This window comes from Bradyrhizobium sp. dw_78, assembly GCF_018449525.1.
Taxonomy (GTDB): Bacteria; Pseudomonadota; Alphaproteobacteria; order Rhizobiales; family Xanthobacteraceae; genus Bradyrhizobium.
The window spans coordinates 320,722-337,263 of record NZ_JAAVUS010000009.1; the positions used below are offsets into that span (position 1 = coordinate 320,722).

Sequence of the window (16,542 nt, forward strand, 5' to 3'; positions counted from 1 at the left end):
GATTGAATCAGAACCAAGGCTCTATCTTTATTTTGATGCGTTTTCCTGACACGAACCGGTATCTACTTCGCGCGAAAACGCTATAGCTGGCACCAAGCGTGACCGCCAGGGCGTTTTGACGGTCTTTAATATCGCTTAAAGACCGTGGCATAGACTGTCGCGAATTATCCTGTAGCCGGTATTGTGATCGTATGCGTTCTGTCGTGCTTATCGTTGGACTTTGCACCGTCCTGTTCGGCTGCGCGTCCATCCAGAACGCCCCGGTCAACCAGCCCGGCAGCAGCTTCGGCCTTACGGACAGGGCTCACCTCAATTTCGGGGAAAGCGCCCAGGACGATGACGACGTCATCGGCCTGTCGTTCTCGGGCGGCGGAACGCGGGCCGCGGCGTTCTCATTCGGCGTGTTGACGGAAATGGCGCAGACGCCGGCGCACGGCGCAGCGGCGTCGATGATCGACCATGTCGACTTCATCTCCGGCGTATCAGGCGGCGCGGTGACCGCGGCCTATTACGGGTTGCGAAAGCGCGCCGCGCTGGACGATTTCCGCGAACGCTTCCTGCTGCGCAATGCCGAGGAAGGACTCGAGACCAGCCTCAACCTCGCCACCATCGGCAAGGCGTTTGCCGGCGGCATCAACGACTCCCAGGGCTTTCCGCGCTGGCTCGACGCCAATCTGTTCCACGGCGCCACCTTCGCTGATTTTCGCGCGTCCGGACACCCGCAGGTCTGGATCAACGCCTCCGACATCTATAACCGCACGCCCTTCGTATTCGACGCCACCACCTTCAACGCGATGTGCAGCGATCTCTGGACCTATCCGTTGGCGAATGCCGTGGCGGCTTCCGCCGCCGTGCCGGTCGCGTTCGCGCCGGTCGTGATCCAGACCTTTCCGGGAAAGTGCGACGCGCCCCTGCCCGCCTGGATCGCCAAGGCGCGAGACAACCGCAACGCGGCGCCAATGCTGAACTCTTTTGCCAGGGCCATCAGCCGCTATCACGACGGCGAAATTCCCTACATCAAGCTGCTCGACGGCGGCCTGGTCGACAATTACGGCCTGTCCGGCTTCACCATCGCGCGGCTGTCGGCCAACACGCCCTACGGCCCAATGTCGCCGCAACAGGCGGTCAAGTTGCGGCGCGGCCTGTTCCTCGTCGTCGATGCCAAGACCGGCGTGTCCGGAAACTGGATCAACACCGTGGACGGCCCAACCGGCGTCGACCTGGTCAAGGCAGCGGCCGACACCGCGATCGACGCCAGCGTCGGCACCAGTTTCACGGCCTTCGACAGCACCATGGAAGACTGGCAAAATTCGCTGATCAAATGGCGGTGCGGCCTGTCGGCGGCGGATCGCGCCAAGTATGGCGCGCGGCCCGGCTGGAACTGTCACGACCTGAAATTTTTTATCGGCCGTCTCGGCTTCGACCAGCTCGATCCCGCACGGGCGGCCGAACTCGAGGCCGTCCCCACGCGCTTCCGGCTGCCGCCCGAGCAGGTCGACAGCGTGATCGCCGCCGGCCGCGAGGCGTTGCGGACCAACCCCGTGTTCCGCGCCTTCGCCGGCAGCCTGTAGAGTCTTTTCAAACTACTTCCGTCACGGGTTGCAGATCGATCGCAAAAGTTTCCAGGAATTTCGACGTCATGATGTAGAAGCCGACAGAAAGCTGCAACTCGACCAGCGCGCCCGGCGTCAATTTCGCGGCGATGGCATTGAATGTCGCATCGGTCGGGCTGCGCCGTGTGACGATCTCGTCGGTGAAAGCCAGCGCCGCGCGTTGCAGCTCGGTGAAGCATGTCGCCGATTGCCAGTTATCCAGTGCCGCGTTCTGTTCGTCGGTGACGCCGACATTTTTTCCGATGCGCTGATGCGCAACCACTTCATACGGCGATTCGCACAAAATGCCGGTGCGCGTGATCGCGAGTTCTCGCAACACGGGATCGAGCTCGCCCTTGTTGCGGATCGCGCCGCCCAGCCGACAGTATTGCTCGAAATAGCTCGGCGAATGCGCCATCATCCGGAAGATGTTCGCGTTGCGGTTCTTGTCGAGAATTTCGCGGGTGCGATCGCCTGCCTTGGCGCGATCGCTGTATTCCATGCGGGCCATAATTCACCTTGGATTTCCAATATTTATTTTATTTTTAGTTGGTCGAGCGACATCGCTCCGCCAAAACACTACCCATCGCCCGACGCAACGGCAACACGCCCGAGTCAAATTGCCGCCGCATTGCTGATCGACCTTGGAACCGTCGATATTCGCCGAGTGGGGATTAAAACGAGGCGAATACTCGTTGTGGGGTGTTCCGAGTAAAACATGATTGAACCGTTGTGGCCTCCGCAGGCCGCGATGGCTCATGCCCAAGTCTAGGGAGTTAGACGTGAAGGAAGCCACAAAAAGGGCGGCCTCGGAAGCGCTTGCGCAAATGCTGGCGATGACGGCGATTCTCGTCATCGCCAGCATTGTTTTCTACTGGCGGTGAGAAGCCGTCACTGCGAGGAGCGAATGCAACGATGCGATCCAGTGCCGGTTCTGCTTCTCTGGACTGCTTCGTTGGGCGACGCGTTGGCTCGCAGTGACGGCTTCCACGCCCAGAGAAATCATTTTCCTTCCCCGCAAAGGCAAAGAGGAAAGAAAGGACGCCGCGCGTCCATGATCTCTGTCATTCCGGGGTGAGTCAAAGACGCGAACCCGGAATCTCGGGATTCTCCGATCTGCGAATTGCACATCGAAGTTCGCATCCTCGATGTGCCCCGGAATGACGGACCCAAGACTTCCGATCTTCATTATCTCAATACGATTTCGGCAGGCCCAGCACCTTCTCTGCAATGAAGCTAAGGATGAGCTGCGGGCTGATCGGGGCGATGCGCGGGATCAGGGATTCACGCAAGTAACGTTCGACATGAAATTCCTTGGCATAGCCGAAGCCGCCATGCGTCATCACGGCCTGTTCGCAGGCGTGGAAGCCTGCTTCCGCCGCGAGGTATTTCGCAGCGTTCGCCGCCGGCCCGCACGGCAGGCCTTGGTCATATTGCCAGCCCGCTGAAAGCACCATCAGCCAGGCCGCCTCGAGCTCCATCCAGTTCTTTGCCAGCGGATGCTGGATCCCCTGGTTCATGCCGATCGGCCGGTTGAACACGTTGCGGGTTTTCGCATAGGCCGAAGCGCGCGCCAGCGCCACCTTGCCCAGGCCGACCGCCTCCGCCGCGATCAGGATGCGCTCCGGATTCATGCCATGCAGGATGTATTCAAAACCACGGCCTTCTTCGCCGAGACGGTCTTCCACCGGAATCTCGAAATTCTCGAAAAACAATTCATTGGAATCGACCGGCTTGCGGCCCATCTTCTCGATCTCATGCACCGCGACGCGCTTGCGGTCGAAATCCGTATAGAACAAGCTCAAACCGCGGGTCGGGCTCTTCACCTCTTCGAGCGGCGTGGTGCGCGCCAGCAGCAGCACCTTCTCGGCCACCTGCGCGGTGGAGATCCAGACCTTCTGACCGTTGACGATGTATTTGTCGCCCTTGCGCACCGCGCGCGTCTTCAACTGCGTCGTGTTGAGCCCGGTATTCGGTTCGGTGACGGCGAAGCAGGCTTTCTCCCTGCCGTCGACGACCGGCGGCAACATCCGCAGGCACTGCTCCTTGGTGCCGAACACCACCACCGGATTGAGGCCGAAGACGTTCATGTGAACGGCTGACGCCCCCGACATGCCGGCACCTGATTCCGAAATGGTCCGCATCATGATCGCGGCATCGGTGATGCCGAGACCGGAGCCGCCATATTCCTCGGGGATGCAGATACCGAGCCAGCCGGCGTCGGCCATCGCCTTGTGGAAATCAGACGGGAAGCCGCCCTCCTTGTCCTTCTTCAACCAATAGGCATCATCAAAACGCGCGCAGACTTTGTCCACGGCGTCGCGGATCGATTCCTGATTGGCCGACAGCGCGAAATCCATGTGCGTTAGGTCCTGTTGTCCTGGAGGTCAGGCGCGTGCCGTGTGACGCCGTCGCGGATCAGCCCTGCGATTTCGTCGTCCGGGAATCCGGCCTCGCGCAAAATTTCCTCGGCATGTTCGCTGAAACGCGGCGCCAGCCGTTCGGGCTTTGCGGGCGTGTCCGACCAGGTGGCTGGAACACGCATGCTGCGGATTTTGCCCTCGCTCGGATGATCGACCACTGGAAAGAAATTGGTCGCCACCAGATGGGGATCCTGCAACATGCTTTCGAGATCATGCATCGGCATGACAGGCACGTCGGCCCCGGTCAGCAATTCGATCCACTCGGCCGTTGTCCGCGTCTCGAAGATACGGGCCAGTTCGCCATAGACCATGTCGATATTGACGGCACGCCCGGCGAAGGTCGCGAATCTCGGATCGTTGCGCAGATCGTCGCGGCCGGTCGCCTTGAAGAAATTCTCCCACTGCTTGTCGTTGTAGACGATGGTGCAGATATAGCCGTCCGAGGTCTTGTAGGGCCGCCGGTCGCGCGACAGATGCCGCGCGTAGCCGCCCTTGTCGAGCGGCGGCTCGTAGGTGAGACCGCCCATGTGATCGCCCATCACGAAAGCCGCCATGGTTTCGAACATCGGAATGTCGACGCGCTGGCCGCGCCCGGTACGGTCTCGATTCACGAGGCTGGCGCAGATCGCACCGACCGCGGTGAGGCCGACGATGCGATCAACAAGCGCGTTCGGCACATAGCGCGGAACACCGTCGCCGGTCTGCGCCATCAAGGCGGGCAGCGCGGTCGCCCCCTGGATCAGATCGTCATAAGCGGGCTTGGCCGCATAAGGCCCGTCTTGCCCGAAGCCGAACACGCCGGCATAGATCAGGCGCGGGTTGAGCTTCGACACCACGTCATAGCCGAGCTGCAGCCGCGCCATCGCCTGCGGCCGCACATTATAGATCAGCACATCCGCCTTTGCGATCAGCCGCAGCGCCACCTCGCGTCCGGCGGGCTTCTTCAGATCCAGCGCGATGTCGCGCTTGCTGCGATTGGTGTTGAGGAACACCGGCCCCATGCCGGGATGGCGCGTCGGGCCGATCAGCCGCGTCACGTCGCCGTCCAGTGATTCAATCTTGATGACGTCGGCGCCGTAGTCGCCGAGCGTCTGGCTGGCATAAGGCCCCATCAGCACGGTGGTCATGTCGACGACCTTAATGCCCTCTAGCGGTCCCATTCGCGATTTCGCTCCCGGATGTTGTATCTCGGGCGTAGTAACGGCAGGGCGTCAGGAAGATCAAGGGTTCCCGGCGTATGGGCGCATGCGTCAGCCAGCCCCATCCGTCATCGTCCGCGAAAGCGGACGATCCAGTATCCCAGAGCGGGTCTTTCTAGAGTGAAAACGGTGGGATACTGGATGCCGCGCTTTCGCAAGGCGCATGACAACTCTCGCACTGCCGAAGAACAATTGCGGCAAGGTGCTCTTGAGATAGACGTAACGCTTCAGCCGCTTGAAGCGGACGACCGAGGCAACTATTTCGCGGGCTCCAGCACCGAGACGTAATTCGCGACTGCCGCACCGCCCATGTTGAAGATGCCCGCGAGCTCGGCATTCTTGATCTGCATGCCCTCGGGCGCCTGACCGAGGAGCTGCATCGCGCTCAGCACATGCATGGAGACGCCGGTGGCGCCGATCGGATGGCCCTTGGCCTTCAGCCCTCCGGAAGGATTGACCGGCAGCTTGCCGTCCTTCTGGGTCCAGCCTTCCAGGATCGCGCGCGCCCCCTGGCCTCGCGGGGTCAGCCCCATCGCCTCGTACTCGATCAGTTCGGCGACGGTGAAACAGTCATGGGTCTCGACAAAGGACAGATCCGAGAGCTCAACACCGGCCTTCTGCAAGGCCCGCTGCCAGGCCACGGTGCAGCCTTCGAACTGCAGGATGTCGCGCTTCGACATCGGCAGGAAATCCTGCGCATGCGCCGTCGCCCTGAAATTGACGGCCTTGCCCATCGTCCTGGCGGTTTCGGAATCCGTGAGCACCAAGGCCGCGGCGCCGTCCGACACCAGCGAGCAGTCGGTGCGCTTCAGGGGACCTGCGACAAAAGGATTCTTCTCGCTCTCGGCACGGCAGAAGTCGAAGCCGAAATCCTTGCGCATCTGCGCGTAAGGATTGGCGACGCCGTTCTTGTGGTTCTTGGCGGCGATCATCGCCAGCGCGTCGGACTGATCGCCGTATTTCTGGAAATAGGCCTGTGCGATCTTGCCGAACACGCCGGCGAAGCCGGCAGGGGTGTCGCCGTCCTCCACCAGATAGGACGCGCGCAACAGGTTGCGGCCGATTTCAGGGCCCGGCGTGCGGGTCATCTGCTCGACGCCGACCACCAGCACGATCTTCGCCGCGCCCGCGTCAATCGCCCGGATGCCCTGATGCACCGCCGCCGATCCGGTGGCGCAGGCGTTCTCCACCCGCGTCGCCGGCTTGAAGCGCAATTTCGGATCGGCCTGCAGCACCAAGGCGGCGGTGAAATCCTGCGGCGAGAAGCCTGCGTTGAAATGGCCGAGCACGATCTCGTCGACATCGCCAGCCGAAACGCCGGCGTCGGCCAGTGCTTCATTGGCGACGCGAACCACGAGGCTTTCGACGGTCTCGGCATCGAACTTGCCGAATGGCGTGTGGGCCCATCCTACGATACTGGCGGTCATCATTGTTCTCCTGGCATTTTAACGATCGGATCAGGCCACAAACGTACCACCAAGTTCGTCCTCGATGTGAATGCGGATGATGTCGTCAAAGTTTTTTTCGGCGGTGGTGAATCCGAGCTGGACCGCGCGCTTGGCCTCGAAATTGCGCGGCCAGCCGTCGACGATGCCGATGATAAACGGATCGGGTTCGCGCCTGACCCGCGCCGCGACCCGCTCTCCCGCCACCCGCTTCAGCGCAGCGAGCTGTTCGCCGACACTTGCCGACAGGCCGGGCATGGTCAGATTGCGCCGGGGGCCGGCGGCGGCCGTATCCATGGTCGCGGCGTGGATCAGGAAGCCGACCGCCGAGCGCGGCGAAGCGTGCCAGTGGCGGACGTCCTCCGAGACCGGCAGGATCGCCTCCTTGCCGGCCAGCGGCTCGCGCAGGATGTTGGAGAAGAACCCCGACGCCGCCTTGTTGGGCAGGCCGGGACGAATGCAGATGGTCGGCAGCCGGATTCCGATACCGTCCATGAAGCCGCGGCGGGAATAGTCCGCCAGCAGCAATTCGCCGATCGCCTTCTGGGTTCCGTAGCTGAGCAGCGGCGTCTGGAAGAACTCGTCGCCGATGGCTTCGGGAAACGGCGCGCCGAACACCGCGATCGAGGAGGTGAAAACGACGCGCGGTCCATAGCCGTTGCCGGTCAGCCTGATCGCATCGAGCAACATTCGGGTGCCGTCGAGGTTGATCCGGTAGCCCTTGTTGAAATCGAGCTCGGCCTCGCCGGAGACAATTGCCGCCAGGTGGAAAATCACGTCAGGACGATCCGCGACCAGCTTTTCGGCCGCGCCGGGCACCGCGAAATCGCAGGTCACGGTCTCGACCGGAAATCCGGTTTTGCCGGGCAAGGCCGGGGCGACGACATCCTGCAGCGTCATGCGCGTAATGTCGTTATTGCCGAGGTGACCATCGCGCAGCAGACGTTCGACCAATTTGCGGCCGACCATGCCGGCCGCGCCCAGAACCAGAATATGCAAGACCCAACTCCTTCTTGTTTGAATTTTAAACGCGGGCCTTTCGCGCCTATTCCTTCACGGCTCCGGTCATCGCCGATACGTAATGCTCGACAAAGAATGCGTAAAGGATCACGAGCGGCAGCGAGCCGACCAGCGCGCCCGCCATCAGCGAGCCCCATTTGTAGATATCGCCATCGACGAACTCGTTCACGATCGCCACCGGAACGGTCTTGTTCGGCGTCGATTGCAAAAAGGTGAGCGCGTAGATGAATTCGTTCCAGCACAGCGTAAAGGAAAAGATGAAGGCCGAGATCAGGCCGGGAATGGCCAGCGGCACCACAATCTTGATGAGGATCTGCCAGCGCGAGGCACCGTCGATCAGCGCGCATTCCTCCAGCTCATAGGGGATGGTCTTGAAATATCCCATCAACAGCCAAGTCGAGAACGGAATGAGCAGGGTCGGATAGACCAGGATCAAGGACAGCGGAGAATCGAACAAGCCATAGGCCTGGATCACCGAGGCCAGCGGAATGAACAGGATCGACGGCGGCACCAGATAGGCAAAGAAGATCAGGATGCCGACGGTATCCGCCCCCTTGAACCTCAGGCGCACGATGGCATAGGCCGCAAGCACGCTGGCGATGATCGAAAGCGTGGTGGCGCCCATCGCCACATACATCGTATTCCAGAGCCAGCGCGGATACTGGGTTTCAAACAACAGCTTGCTGATGTGCTTGAAGGTCGGATGGACCACCCAGAACGGGTTGAACTTGTCCATGTCGATCAGTTGTTCGTCCGGCTTGATAGAGGTCAGCGCCATCCAGTAGAACGGGAACAGCAGCACCACCAGAATAATGAACAGCGGCAGATAGAGCGTCACCAGGCGCCGCGGCAGCGACTCCAGATAGCTCATGCCCTCGCTGTCGTCGTCCCGCGTCGCGGCCGATAGTTTCGTCTGCGATAATTTCGGTTGCAGGGCTGAATCAGTCATTGCTCGATCCTTGCTGCCATTTCCGGCGCTGCATGCCGAACCAGGAAATCGCGATCGCCGCCAACAGGAATGGGATCATGGCGGTGGCGATCGCCGCGCCCTCGCCGAGCCGCCCGCTGATGATACCGCGCTGATAGCTCAAGGTCGCCATCAGATGCGTGGCATTGACCGGACCGCCGCGCGTCAACGCCCAGATCAGTTGAAAGTCCGTGAAGGTGAACAGCACCGAGAAGGTCATCACCACCGCAATGATCGGCGTCAGCAGCGGATAGGTGATGTGACGGAACCGCTGCCAGCTGGTGGCGCCATCGAGCGTCGCCGCCTCGTAAAGCGAGGGCGACACCGTCTGTAAACCGGCCAGCAGCGTGATCGCGACAAAGGGCACGCCGCGCCAGATATTGGCGAAGATGACGCTGCCGCGCGCCCAGTTGGCGTCACCCAGGAAGTTGATGTTGTGCTCGATCAGGCCGAGTTTGATCAGCGACCATGAGATGATCGAGAACTGCGCATCGTAGATCCACCAGAACGCGATCGCCGACAGCACGGTGGGCACGATGAAGGGAAGCAGCACGATGGAGCGGAAAAACGCCTTGAACGGCATGTTCCGGTTCAAGAGCAGCGCGAGATAGAGCCCGACCGCGAATTTGATGGCGCTGGCAACGATCGTATAGAGCAGCGTGTTGAACACCGACAGCCAGAAGATCGAATCGTCCCACAGCCACTGGTAATTATCCAGCCCGACGAAAATGCCGGGCCGGCCGATGCGCTCATCGGTAAAGCTCATCCAGATGCCGAGCCCGAGCGGATAGGCCAGAAACAGGATCAGGAACGCCGCCGCCGGCAGCATGAACCACAATGCGATCCAGTTACGATTGACCCTTAGCCGCGCCCACAGCGACAGCGTATCCGCGCCGGAAGCCTGGACGGGCACCGATGTTTGAAGGGTACTCATGCCGCTCCATTTCCATCCTGAGGACGCCGCCGTTCGCACATTGCTCGCCGGGCGGCGCCTGATATTAAGTTAGAAACGGGGCCGGCGCGGAAGACCGCGCCGGCGATCACGTCAGCGGAAGATGCGCTTGGCGGAACGTTCCGCCGAAGCCATCGCCGTTTTTACATCCTCGCGCCCGGTGCAGTAGTTCGCGAACATGTCGACCACGACGAAATCGGCAATCGCGGCCGCGGCGTCCTCGCCCATCTTGCCGATTCCGGCCGGTGTCGTGGCGGTCGAGGCGACATCGCGGTACGGCGTGTTCTTCGGGTCGGCCGTCCACATCGGATTAGCGGTGTAGCCAAGCAGGAACGGCGACAGATAGCCCTGAGCCGATTCGAGCCAGGGATTGAACTGCTCCGGGTCCAGCATGAAGGCGGTGAACGCCTTGCAGGTCTGCGGGAACTTGGTGAAGTTGTAGACCAGGATCGGGAAGCCGAGATGCAATTCGCGCAGCTTCCCGTCGACACCGACCGGCAGATGGGCGTGATTGATGTCGGCCGCCATTTGCGGATTTTCGGTCTTCGCCGTGACGTAGATCGAAATACCGTTGGTGGTCAGGTAAAGCTGGCCCGCCGCGAATGCCTTGTTGTTGGAACTGTCGTTCCAGGACGCCGTGCCGGGCAGGAAGTTGTCGTAAAGCACCTTGACATATTCCAGCGCCTTGGCGGTCTCCGGCGAGGTGATGACGACCTTGTTGTTCTGGTCGATCAGATTGCCGCCATGGGCCCATAGCGCCCAATGCAGCCAGCCATTGGCGTCGCCCGAGGCGTGCCCGAGCGCCATGCCGGCCGGCGTGCCGTTCTTGTTCATTCCCTTGATCAGATCGGCAAAGCCGTCGAGATCTTTCGGAAACTCCTTGTGGCCGGCTTTCTCGACGGCGGACATGCGATAGTTGATGAGACCGCCGCTGGCGGCGACCGGAATGCCGATCCACTTGCCGTCCTGTTTGCCATAGGCCTCGCCGGACGGCGCCCAGCCGCCGCATTTCTTGCCGAGATAATCGGCGACGTCGGTCATGTCGGTGCATTTGCTCGGGAACAGGAACGGCAGCGAATACAGGCCCCAGACCATGTCGAGGCCCTGCCCGGTATTGGCCGCGACCGACGCCTTGGGCTGGATGTCGTCATAGGATTCGTTCGAGACGCTGATGGTGACGTTGTTGGCCTTCTGGAAGGCGTCGACGATCTTCATGAACGCGACATCTTCGGCTTCGACGAAACGCTTCCAGCGCAACAGGTTGACCTTGGCGCCGGCTTCCGGCTTCCACGGCGCGGTCTGCGCCCAGGCCTTCGCATAACCCAGCAATTCCTCGCTCGACATCGTCGCCGCGGCAGCCAGCAGCGTAGCGCCGCCCTTGAGCAACGAACGTCGGTTGGTCGTAAAATCACTCATCTCAAGTCTTCTCCCTGTTTTATTGGCTCGTTCATCGACCAATTGCTTGTTCAGTTATTTATAGTCGCCTGTAATTTATAGCCGTTTACCCGTCGTCTCCTCGAAAAGATGGATCAGCGACGGATCCGGCTTGAGCCGGACCTTGTCGCCGGGATTGAACTGGTGACGTTCGCGGAACACGGCGACGACCTGTTCGCCGCCAAGTCTGGCGAACACCTGAGTTTCCGATCCGGTCGGTTCCACAACCACGATCTCAGCTTCGGCACCGTCATCCGCGATCGTGAAATGCTCTGGCCGAACGCCGTACACGACCGGCAGGCCATCGGAATTGGCGGGCGCGGATTTTAGCGGCAACTTCAGGCCATCCGCGCCTTCGAAACTGAGGCTGCCATTCGCCTTGACCTTGCCCTTGAGGAAATTCATCGCCGGCGATCCGATGAAGCTGGCGACAAACTGGTTATCCGGCCGGTCATAGAGTTCGAGCGGGGAACCAATCTGCTCGACGATGCCGTCATGCATGACGACGATCTTGTCGGCCATGGTCATGGCCTCGATCTGGTCGTGGGTGACGTAGACCGTGGTAGTCTTCAGCCGCTGGTGCAGTTCCTTGATCTCGGTCCGCATCGCCACCCGCAGCTTGGCGTCGAGGTTGGACAGCGGCTCATCGAACAGGAACACTTGCGGATCGCGCACAATGGCGCGGCCCATCGCGACGCGCTGGCGCTGCCCACCCGACAATTGCCGGGGATAGCGGTCGAGCAACGGCGTCAGATCGAGGATTTCGGCGGCACGCTTGACGCCGGAGGCGATCTCGGCCGGCCGGGCGCCACGCAATTTCAGCGAAAATGCCATATTGTCGGCGACCGTCATATGCGGATAGAGCGCATAGTTCTGGAACACCATCGCGATGTCGCGCTCTTTGGGCTGGACGTTGTTGACGACGCGATCGCCGATCGAAATCGTGCCCGAAGTAATGTTCTCGAGGCCTGCGAGCATCCGCAGCAAAGTCGATTTGCCGCAGCCGGAGGGGCCGACCAGGACCACAAAGGCGCCGTCCTCGATCGGGATCGTCACGCCATGCAGGACTTCAAAGCCACCAAACGATTTGCGCACGTCGCGAATTTGTACCGACGACATACTTGCTCACCCTCCCGAAGCTATTTGTTATCCGCGGTGAATGTCCGCGATCCTTATTTGTTGACCGGGTCTTACCAGACTTTTTCGGCGCTGTCGTCGGATCAAAGTCGTATTGAGACCGGCTGTCACGCAAACGTTGCGGTCGGAGCGTCGGCATGCCAACATTGCTCGCCAATATGAAACGACGCACAAAAACAAGGCGTGTGCGCTGCGGGAGAAACCGGGAGAACCCATGAACAAGCCGCCAGCCGGGACCACCCGGCGTAAACTCCGCTCCAGCGAGTGGTTCGACAACCCCCATAATCCCGGCATGACCGCGCTCTATCTCGAGCGCTACCTCAATTACGGCCTGACCCGGCACGAGTTGCAATCCGGCAAGCCGATCATCGGCATCGCGCAGACCGGCAACGACCTGTCACCGTGCAATCGCCACCATCTCGAACTGGCGCACCGGGTCCGCGAAGGAATCCGCGAGGCCGGCGGCATCGCGATGGAATTTCCAACCCACCCGATCCAGGAAACCGGCAAGCGCCCGACCGCGGCGCTGGACCGCAACCTCGCTTATCTCGGGCTGGTGGAAATCCTGTTCGGCTATCCGCTGGACGGCGTGGTGCTGACCACCGGCTGCGACAAGACCACGCCCGCCTGCCTGATGGCGGCGGCCACGGTCAACCTGCCGGCGATCGTGCTTTCCGGCGGCCCGATGCTGAACGGCTGGCATGACGGCCAGCGCTCCGGATCCGGCACCGTGGTCTGGAAATCCCGCGAACGGCTCGCCGCCGGCGAGATCGACTACGAGGAGTTCATGAATATCGTGGCCTCGTCGGCGCCCTCGGTCGGCCACTGCAACACCATGGGTACCGCCTCCACCATGAATTCGCTGGCCGAGGCGCTGGGCATGTCGCTGCCGGGCTGCGCCGCGATCCCCGCGCCCTATCGCGAGCGAAGCCAGATCGCCTATGAAACCGGCAAGCGCATCGTCGACATGGTCTGGGAAGACTTGAAGCCGTCCGACATCCTGACGCGACAGGCGTTCGAGAACTGCATCGTCGTCAATTCGGCGATCGGCGGCTCGACCAACGCGCCGATCCATATCAACGCGCTGGCCCGCCATATCGGCGTCGAGCTTTCGATCGACGATTGGCAGAAATTCGGCCACGACATTCCGCTCCTGGTGAACATGCAGCCGGCCGGCTTCTATCTCGGCGAGGAATATCACCGCGCCGGCGGCGTGCCCGCGGTGGTGCGTGAACTAATGCAGCACAAGCGCATCCACGAAGACGCGCTGACCGTCAACGGCCATAGCATGGGCGACAATTGCCGCGAGGCGCCAAAGCCGGATGGCGACGTGATCCGGAGTTACGACAAGCCGCTGGTCAAGGATGCCGGCTTCCTGGTGCTGCGCGGCAATCTGTTCGATTCCGCCATCATGAAGACCAGCGTGATCTCCAAGGAATTCCGCGATCGCTACTTGAACAATCCGAAGGATCCGAACGCGTTCGAAGGGCGTGCGATCGTGTTCGAGGGCCCGGAGGACTATCACCACCGGATCGACGATCCCGCACTCGACATCGATGAGCGTTGCGTCCTGTTCATCCGCGGCGCCGGACCGATCGGCTATCCCGGCGGCGCCGAAGTGGTCAACATGCAGCCGCCGGCGGCGCTGATCAAGCGCGGCATCCTGTCCCTGCCCTGCATCGGCGATGGCCGGCAGTCCGGCACGTCGGGCTCGCCCTCGATCCTCAATGCCACGCCGGAAGCCGCCGCCGATGGCGGCCTGGCCCTCCTGAAGACTGGCGACAAAGTCCGCATCGACCTTAACAAGGGCAGCGCCGATATTATGATTACGGATGAGGAGCTGAAGCGGCGGCGCGCCGAGTTGAAGGCCAAGGGCGGCTTCCCCTATCCGGCCAACCAGACGCCGTGGCAGGAGCTCTACCGTTCCACCGTCGGCCAGCAGGCCACCGGCGCCTGCATCGAGTTCGCGACGCGCTACCACGACATCGCCGGCCGTGTCGGCGTCGCGCGGGACAATCATTAGCCAACCATCGTCATTCCGGGACACGACAACGTCGCGGGCCTGGAATCCGTCGTTCGGCAGAACATGCGGAGCAATGGATTCCGGGTCTGGTGCTGACGCACCATCCCGGAATGACGAACGATAAATGACGAAGATAATGGAGGGAAAACCATGTCAGACCGCCTGAAGGGAAAACGCGCCTTCGTGACCGCCGCCGCTGTGGGCATAGGCCGCGCCTGCGCGGTGGCCTTTGCCCGTGAGGGCGCCACGGTTTTTGCAACCGATATCGACGAGGCCAAGCTCGCCGCATTGAAGAACGAGGGCGTTGCGGAAATAGCGAAGCTCGACGTGCGCGACAGCGCAGCCGTCGCCGCGGTGGCCAGGCGCGCCGGTCGGGCTGACATCCTGCTCAACGCGGCCGGCTTCGTGCATCACGGCACGGTGCTGGAATGCTCCGACGAGGACTGGAACTTTTCGTTCGACCTCAACGTCAAGTCGATGCACCGCACCATCAAGGCGTTTCTGCCGGCGATGCTGGAAGCCGGCCACGGTTCGATCGTCAACATCTCCTCCGCCGCCGGCGTGTTCAAGGCCGCGCCCAACCGTTACGTCTATGGCGCGACCAAGGCTGCCGTCGCGGCGTTGACCCGCTCGGTTGCCACCGACTTCATCACCAAGGGCGTACGCTGCAACTGCATCTGTCCCGGCACCATCGAGACGCCGTCGATGCTGCAGCGCGCCGCGACCGCAGGGCCCGGCGGGCGCGACATGTTCGTCGCCCGGCAGCCGATGGGACGGCTCGGCACGGCCGAGGAAATCGCATCGCTCGCGGTCTATCTCGCCAGCGACGAGAGTTCGTTCACGACTGGCGTTGCGCACATCATCGACGGCGGCTGGACGCTTTGAGACCGATTGCCCGACAACCGTCATTCTGGGATGCGCCGCCCAAATTCGGGTAAACCCGAGTTTGGCCACTCGAATTGCCCAAGTCGGCAACAGCCGACTTGGATGGCGCAGGCCCCGGAATGACGAGAACTAAATTCAGTTTGAGATAAAGGAACCTTCCCCATGAACAAGATCGATCTGAACGGCCGCTCTGCCATCGTCACCGGCGGCGCGCAGGGGTTTGGGCGCGCGATCGCCGAACGCTTTGTGGCGTCCGGCGCCAAGGTCGCGATCTGGGATCATGACCTGCCATTGGCCGAAAAGACCGCCAGGGAAATCGGCCCGGCCGTGACGGCGTTCAAGGTCGACGTCTCCGATCTCGCCGCCGTCGAAAAAGCCCGGGACGCGACGCTGGCCGCGCTCGGCAAGATCGACATTCTCGTCAACAATGCCGGGATCGCCGGCGTCAACAAGACGGTGTGGGAGACCGATTTCGATGAGTGGCGCAAGGTGTTGCGCATCAATCTCGACGGTCCGTTCATCTGCTGCAAGGCGATCGTGCCCGTCATGCTCAAGCAAAACTACGGCCGCATCGTCAACATCGCCTCTATCGCCGGCAAGGAAGGCAACCCGAACGCCGCACATTATTCGGCATCGAAAGCCGGCCTGATCGCGCTGACCAAATCGCTCGGCAAGGAACTGGCCGGCCACGACATCTCGGTCAACGCCGTCACCCCCGCCGCGGCCAGGACCGCGATCTTCGATCAGATGACGCAGCAGCATATCGACTTCATGCTGTCGAAGATTCCGAAGGGACGGTTCGTGCTGGTGGAAGAACTTGCGGCGATGGCGGCGTGGCTGGCCTCGGAGGATTGCTCGTTCTCCACCGGCGCGGTGTTCGATATTTCCGGCGGCCGCGCGACCTATTAAAGTGGACATGATCTTTTCCGAAAACCGGTTTCCGCTTTGCGCCAATGCGGCCGCTCCGGTCGGGACGATGGAGATCATGCCGTCGAGGGACTTGTCGTGAGCGGAGCCGTCACCGTCCGGGAGGGCGGCTGCCTGTGCGGCGCGGTCCGCTTCAGGGCGAAAGGCGAACCGGTCAACGTCCGCATCTGTCACTGCCGCAACTGCCAGAAGGCGACGGGGGCGCCGTTCTTCGCCCGCGCCCTGTTCGAACAGAGCGCGCTGACGGTGGACGGCGAAGTCGGCCGCTATGCCTCCTCGGAGGCGCTCGACCGTATTTTCTGCAAGACCTGTGGCACCCGGCTGTTTGCCTGGCGCAGCAACGGAACGGTGGCAGGGGTTGCGCTGGCCGCGTTCGACGACCACAACGTTTTCGAGCCCACCGCACACATCTGGACTTCCGAAAAGATCGATTGGGTGCGGCTCGACGACGGCTTGCCGCAATATCCGGAAGCGGTTCCAGGTTAATGCGAAGGCGTGGTAGACATCGCCCCGCCAGTTGCCCCCTCCCGGAACGAAT

The 16,542-nt window shown here is 61.8% G+C and carries 14 protein-coding genes; 5 read left to right on the forward strand and 9 right to left on the reverse strand.

Annotation, left to right across the window (positions count from 1 at the left end; genetic code table 11):
- The first annotated feature begins 191 nt into the window (after window positions 1–191).
- Entirely contained in the window at window positions 192–1,571 is a 1,380-nt protein-coding gene (locus tag HB630_RS23140) for a patatin-like phospholipase family protein (RefSeq protein WP_213774923.1), read from the forward strand.
- 7 nt (window positions 1,572–1,578) lie between these two features.
- On the opposite strand, the gene HB630_RS23145 is transcribed toward HB630_RS23140, so the two are convergent.
- From HB630_RS23145 to ugpC, 9 genes are all read right to left on the reverse strand, one after another.
- Window positions 1,579–2,103, reverse strand: coding sequence for a carboxymuconolactone decarboxylase family protein (locus HB630_RS23145; protein ID WP_213774925.1), 525 nt, complete (start codon window positions 2,101–2,103; stop codon window positions 1,579–1,581).
- 682 nt (window positions 2,104–2,785) lie between these two features.
- Entirely contained in the window at window positions 2,786–3,952 is a 1,167-nt protein-coding gene (locus tag HB630_RS23150; protein ID WP_213774927.1) for an acyl-CoA dehydrogenase family protein, read from the reverse strand.
- 5 nt (window positions 3,953–3,957) lie between these two features.
- A complete protein-coding gene (locus tag HB630_RS23155; protein ID WP_213774929.1) occupies window positions 3,958–5,175 on the reverse strand; it encodes a CoA transferase in 1,218 nt (405 codons plus the stop codon).
- 296 nt (window positions 5,176–5,471) lie between these two features.
- Complete coding sequence (locus HB630_RS23160) at window positions 5,472–6,641, reverse strand: acetyl-CoA acetyltransferase (RefSeq protein ID WP_213774931.1); 1,170 nt, start codon at window positions 6,639–6,641, stop codon at window positions 5,472–5,474.
- A gap of 30 nt (window positions 6,642–6,671) precedes the next feature.
- Window positions 6,672–7,658, reverse strand: coding sequence for a D-erythronate dehydrogenase (gene denD / locus HB630_RS23165; protein ID WP_213774933.1), 987 nt, complete (start codon window positions 7,656–7,658; stop codon window positions 6,672–6,674).
- Between the two features lie 46 nt (window positions 7,659–7,704).
- On the reverse strand, window positions 7,705–8,628 hold the full coding sequence (locus HB630_RS23170; protein ID WP_213774935.1) for a carbohydrate ABC transporter permease: 924 nt from the start codon (window positions 8,626–8,628) through the stop codon (window positions 7,705–7,707).
- Window positions 8,621–9,580, reverse strand: coding sequence for a sugar ABC transporter permease (locus HB630_RS23175; RefSeq protein WP_213774937.1), 960 nt, complete (start codon window positions 9,578–9,580; stop codon window positions 8,621–8,623). Before HB630_RS23175 ends, HB630_RS23170 begins: the two co-directional genes overlap by 8 nt.
- A gap of 111 nt (window positions 9,581–9,691) precedes the next feature.
- Window positions 9,692–11,014: an ABC transporter substrate-binding protein gene (locus tag HB630_RS23180; protein WP_213774939.1), complete on the reverse strand. Its 1,323-nt coding sequence runs from the start codon at window positions 11,012–11,014 to the stop codon at window positions 9,692–9,694.
- 75 nt (window positions 11,015–11,089) lie between these two features.
- Window positions 11,090–12,151, reverse strand: coding sequence for a sn-glycerol-3-phosphate ABC transporter ATP-binding protein UgpC (gene ugpC / locus HB630_RS23185; protein WP_213774941.1), 1,062 nt, complete (start codon window positions 12,149–12,151; stop codon window positions 11,090–11,092).
- Window positions 12,152–12,383: 232 nt separating this feature from the next.
- On the opposite strand from ugpC, the gene HB630_RS23190 reads away from it, so the two are divergent.
- The 4 genes from HB630_RS23190 (at window position 12,384) to HB630_RS23205 (ending at window position 16,490) form a co-directional block, all read left to right on the forward strand.
- Complete coding sequence (locus HB630_RS23190) at window positions 12,384–14,192, forward strand: IlvD/Edd family dehydratase (protein WP_213774942.1); 1,809 nt, start codon at window positions 12,384–12,386, stop codon at window positions 14,190–14,192.
- Between the two features lie 150 nt (window positions 14,193–14,342).
- Entirely contained in the window at window positions 14,343–15,077 is a 735-nt protein-coding gene (locus HB630_RS23195) for an SDR family oxidoreductase (protein WP_213774943.1), read from the forward strand.
- A 162-nt stretch (window positions 15,078–15,239) separates the two neighbouring features.
- Complete coding sequence (locus HB630_RS23200) at window positions 15,240–15,986, forward strand: SDR family NAD(P)-dependent oxidoreductase (protein ID WP_213774944.1); 747 nt, start codon at window positions 15,240–15,242, stop codon at window positions 15,984–15,986.
- 96 nt (window positions 15,987–16,082) lie between these two features.
- The gene (locus HB630_RS23205) at window positions 16,083–16,490 is read left to right on the forward strand and encodes a GFA family protein (RefSeq protein ID WP_213774946.1); all 408 of its coding nucleotides are present in this window, start codon (window positions 16,083–16,085) and stop codon (window positions 16,488–16,490) included.
- The last annotated feature ends 52 nt before the right edge of the window (window positions 16,491–16,542 follow it).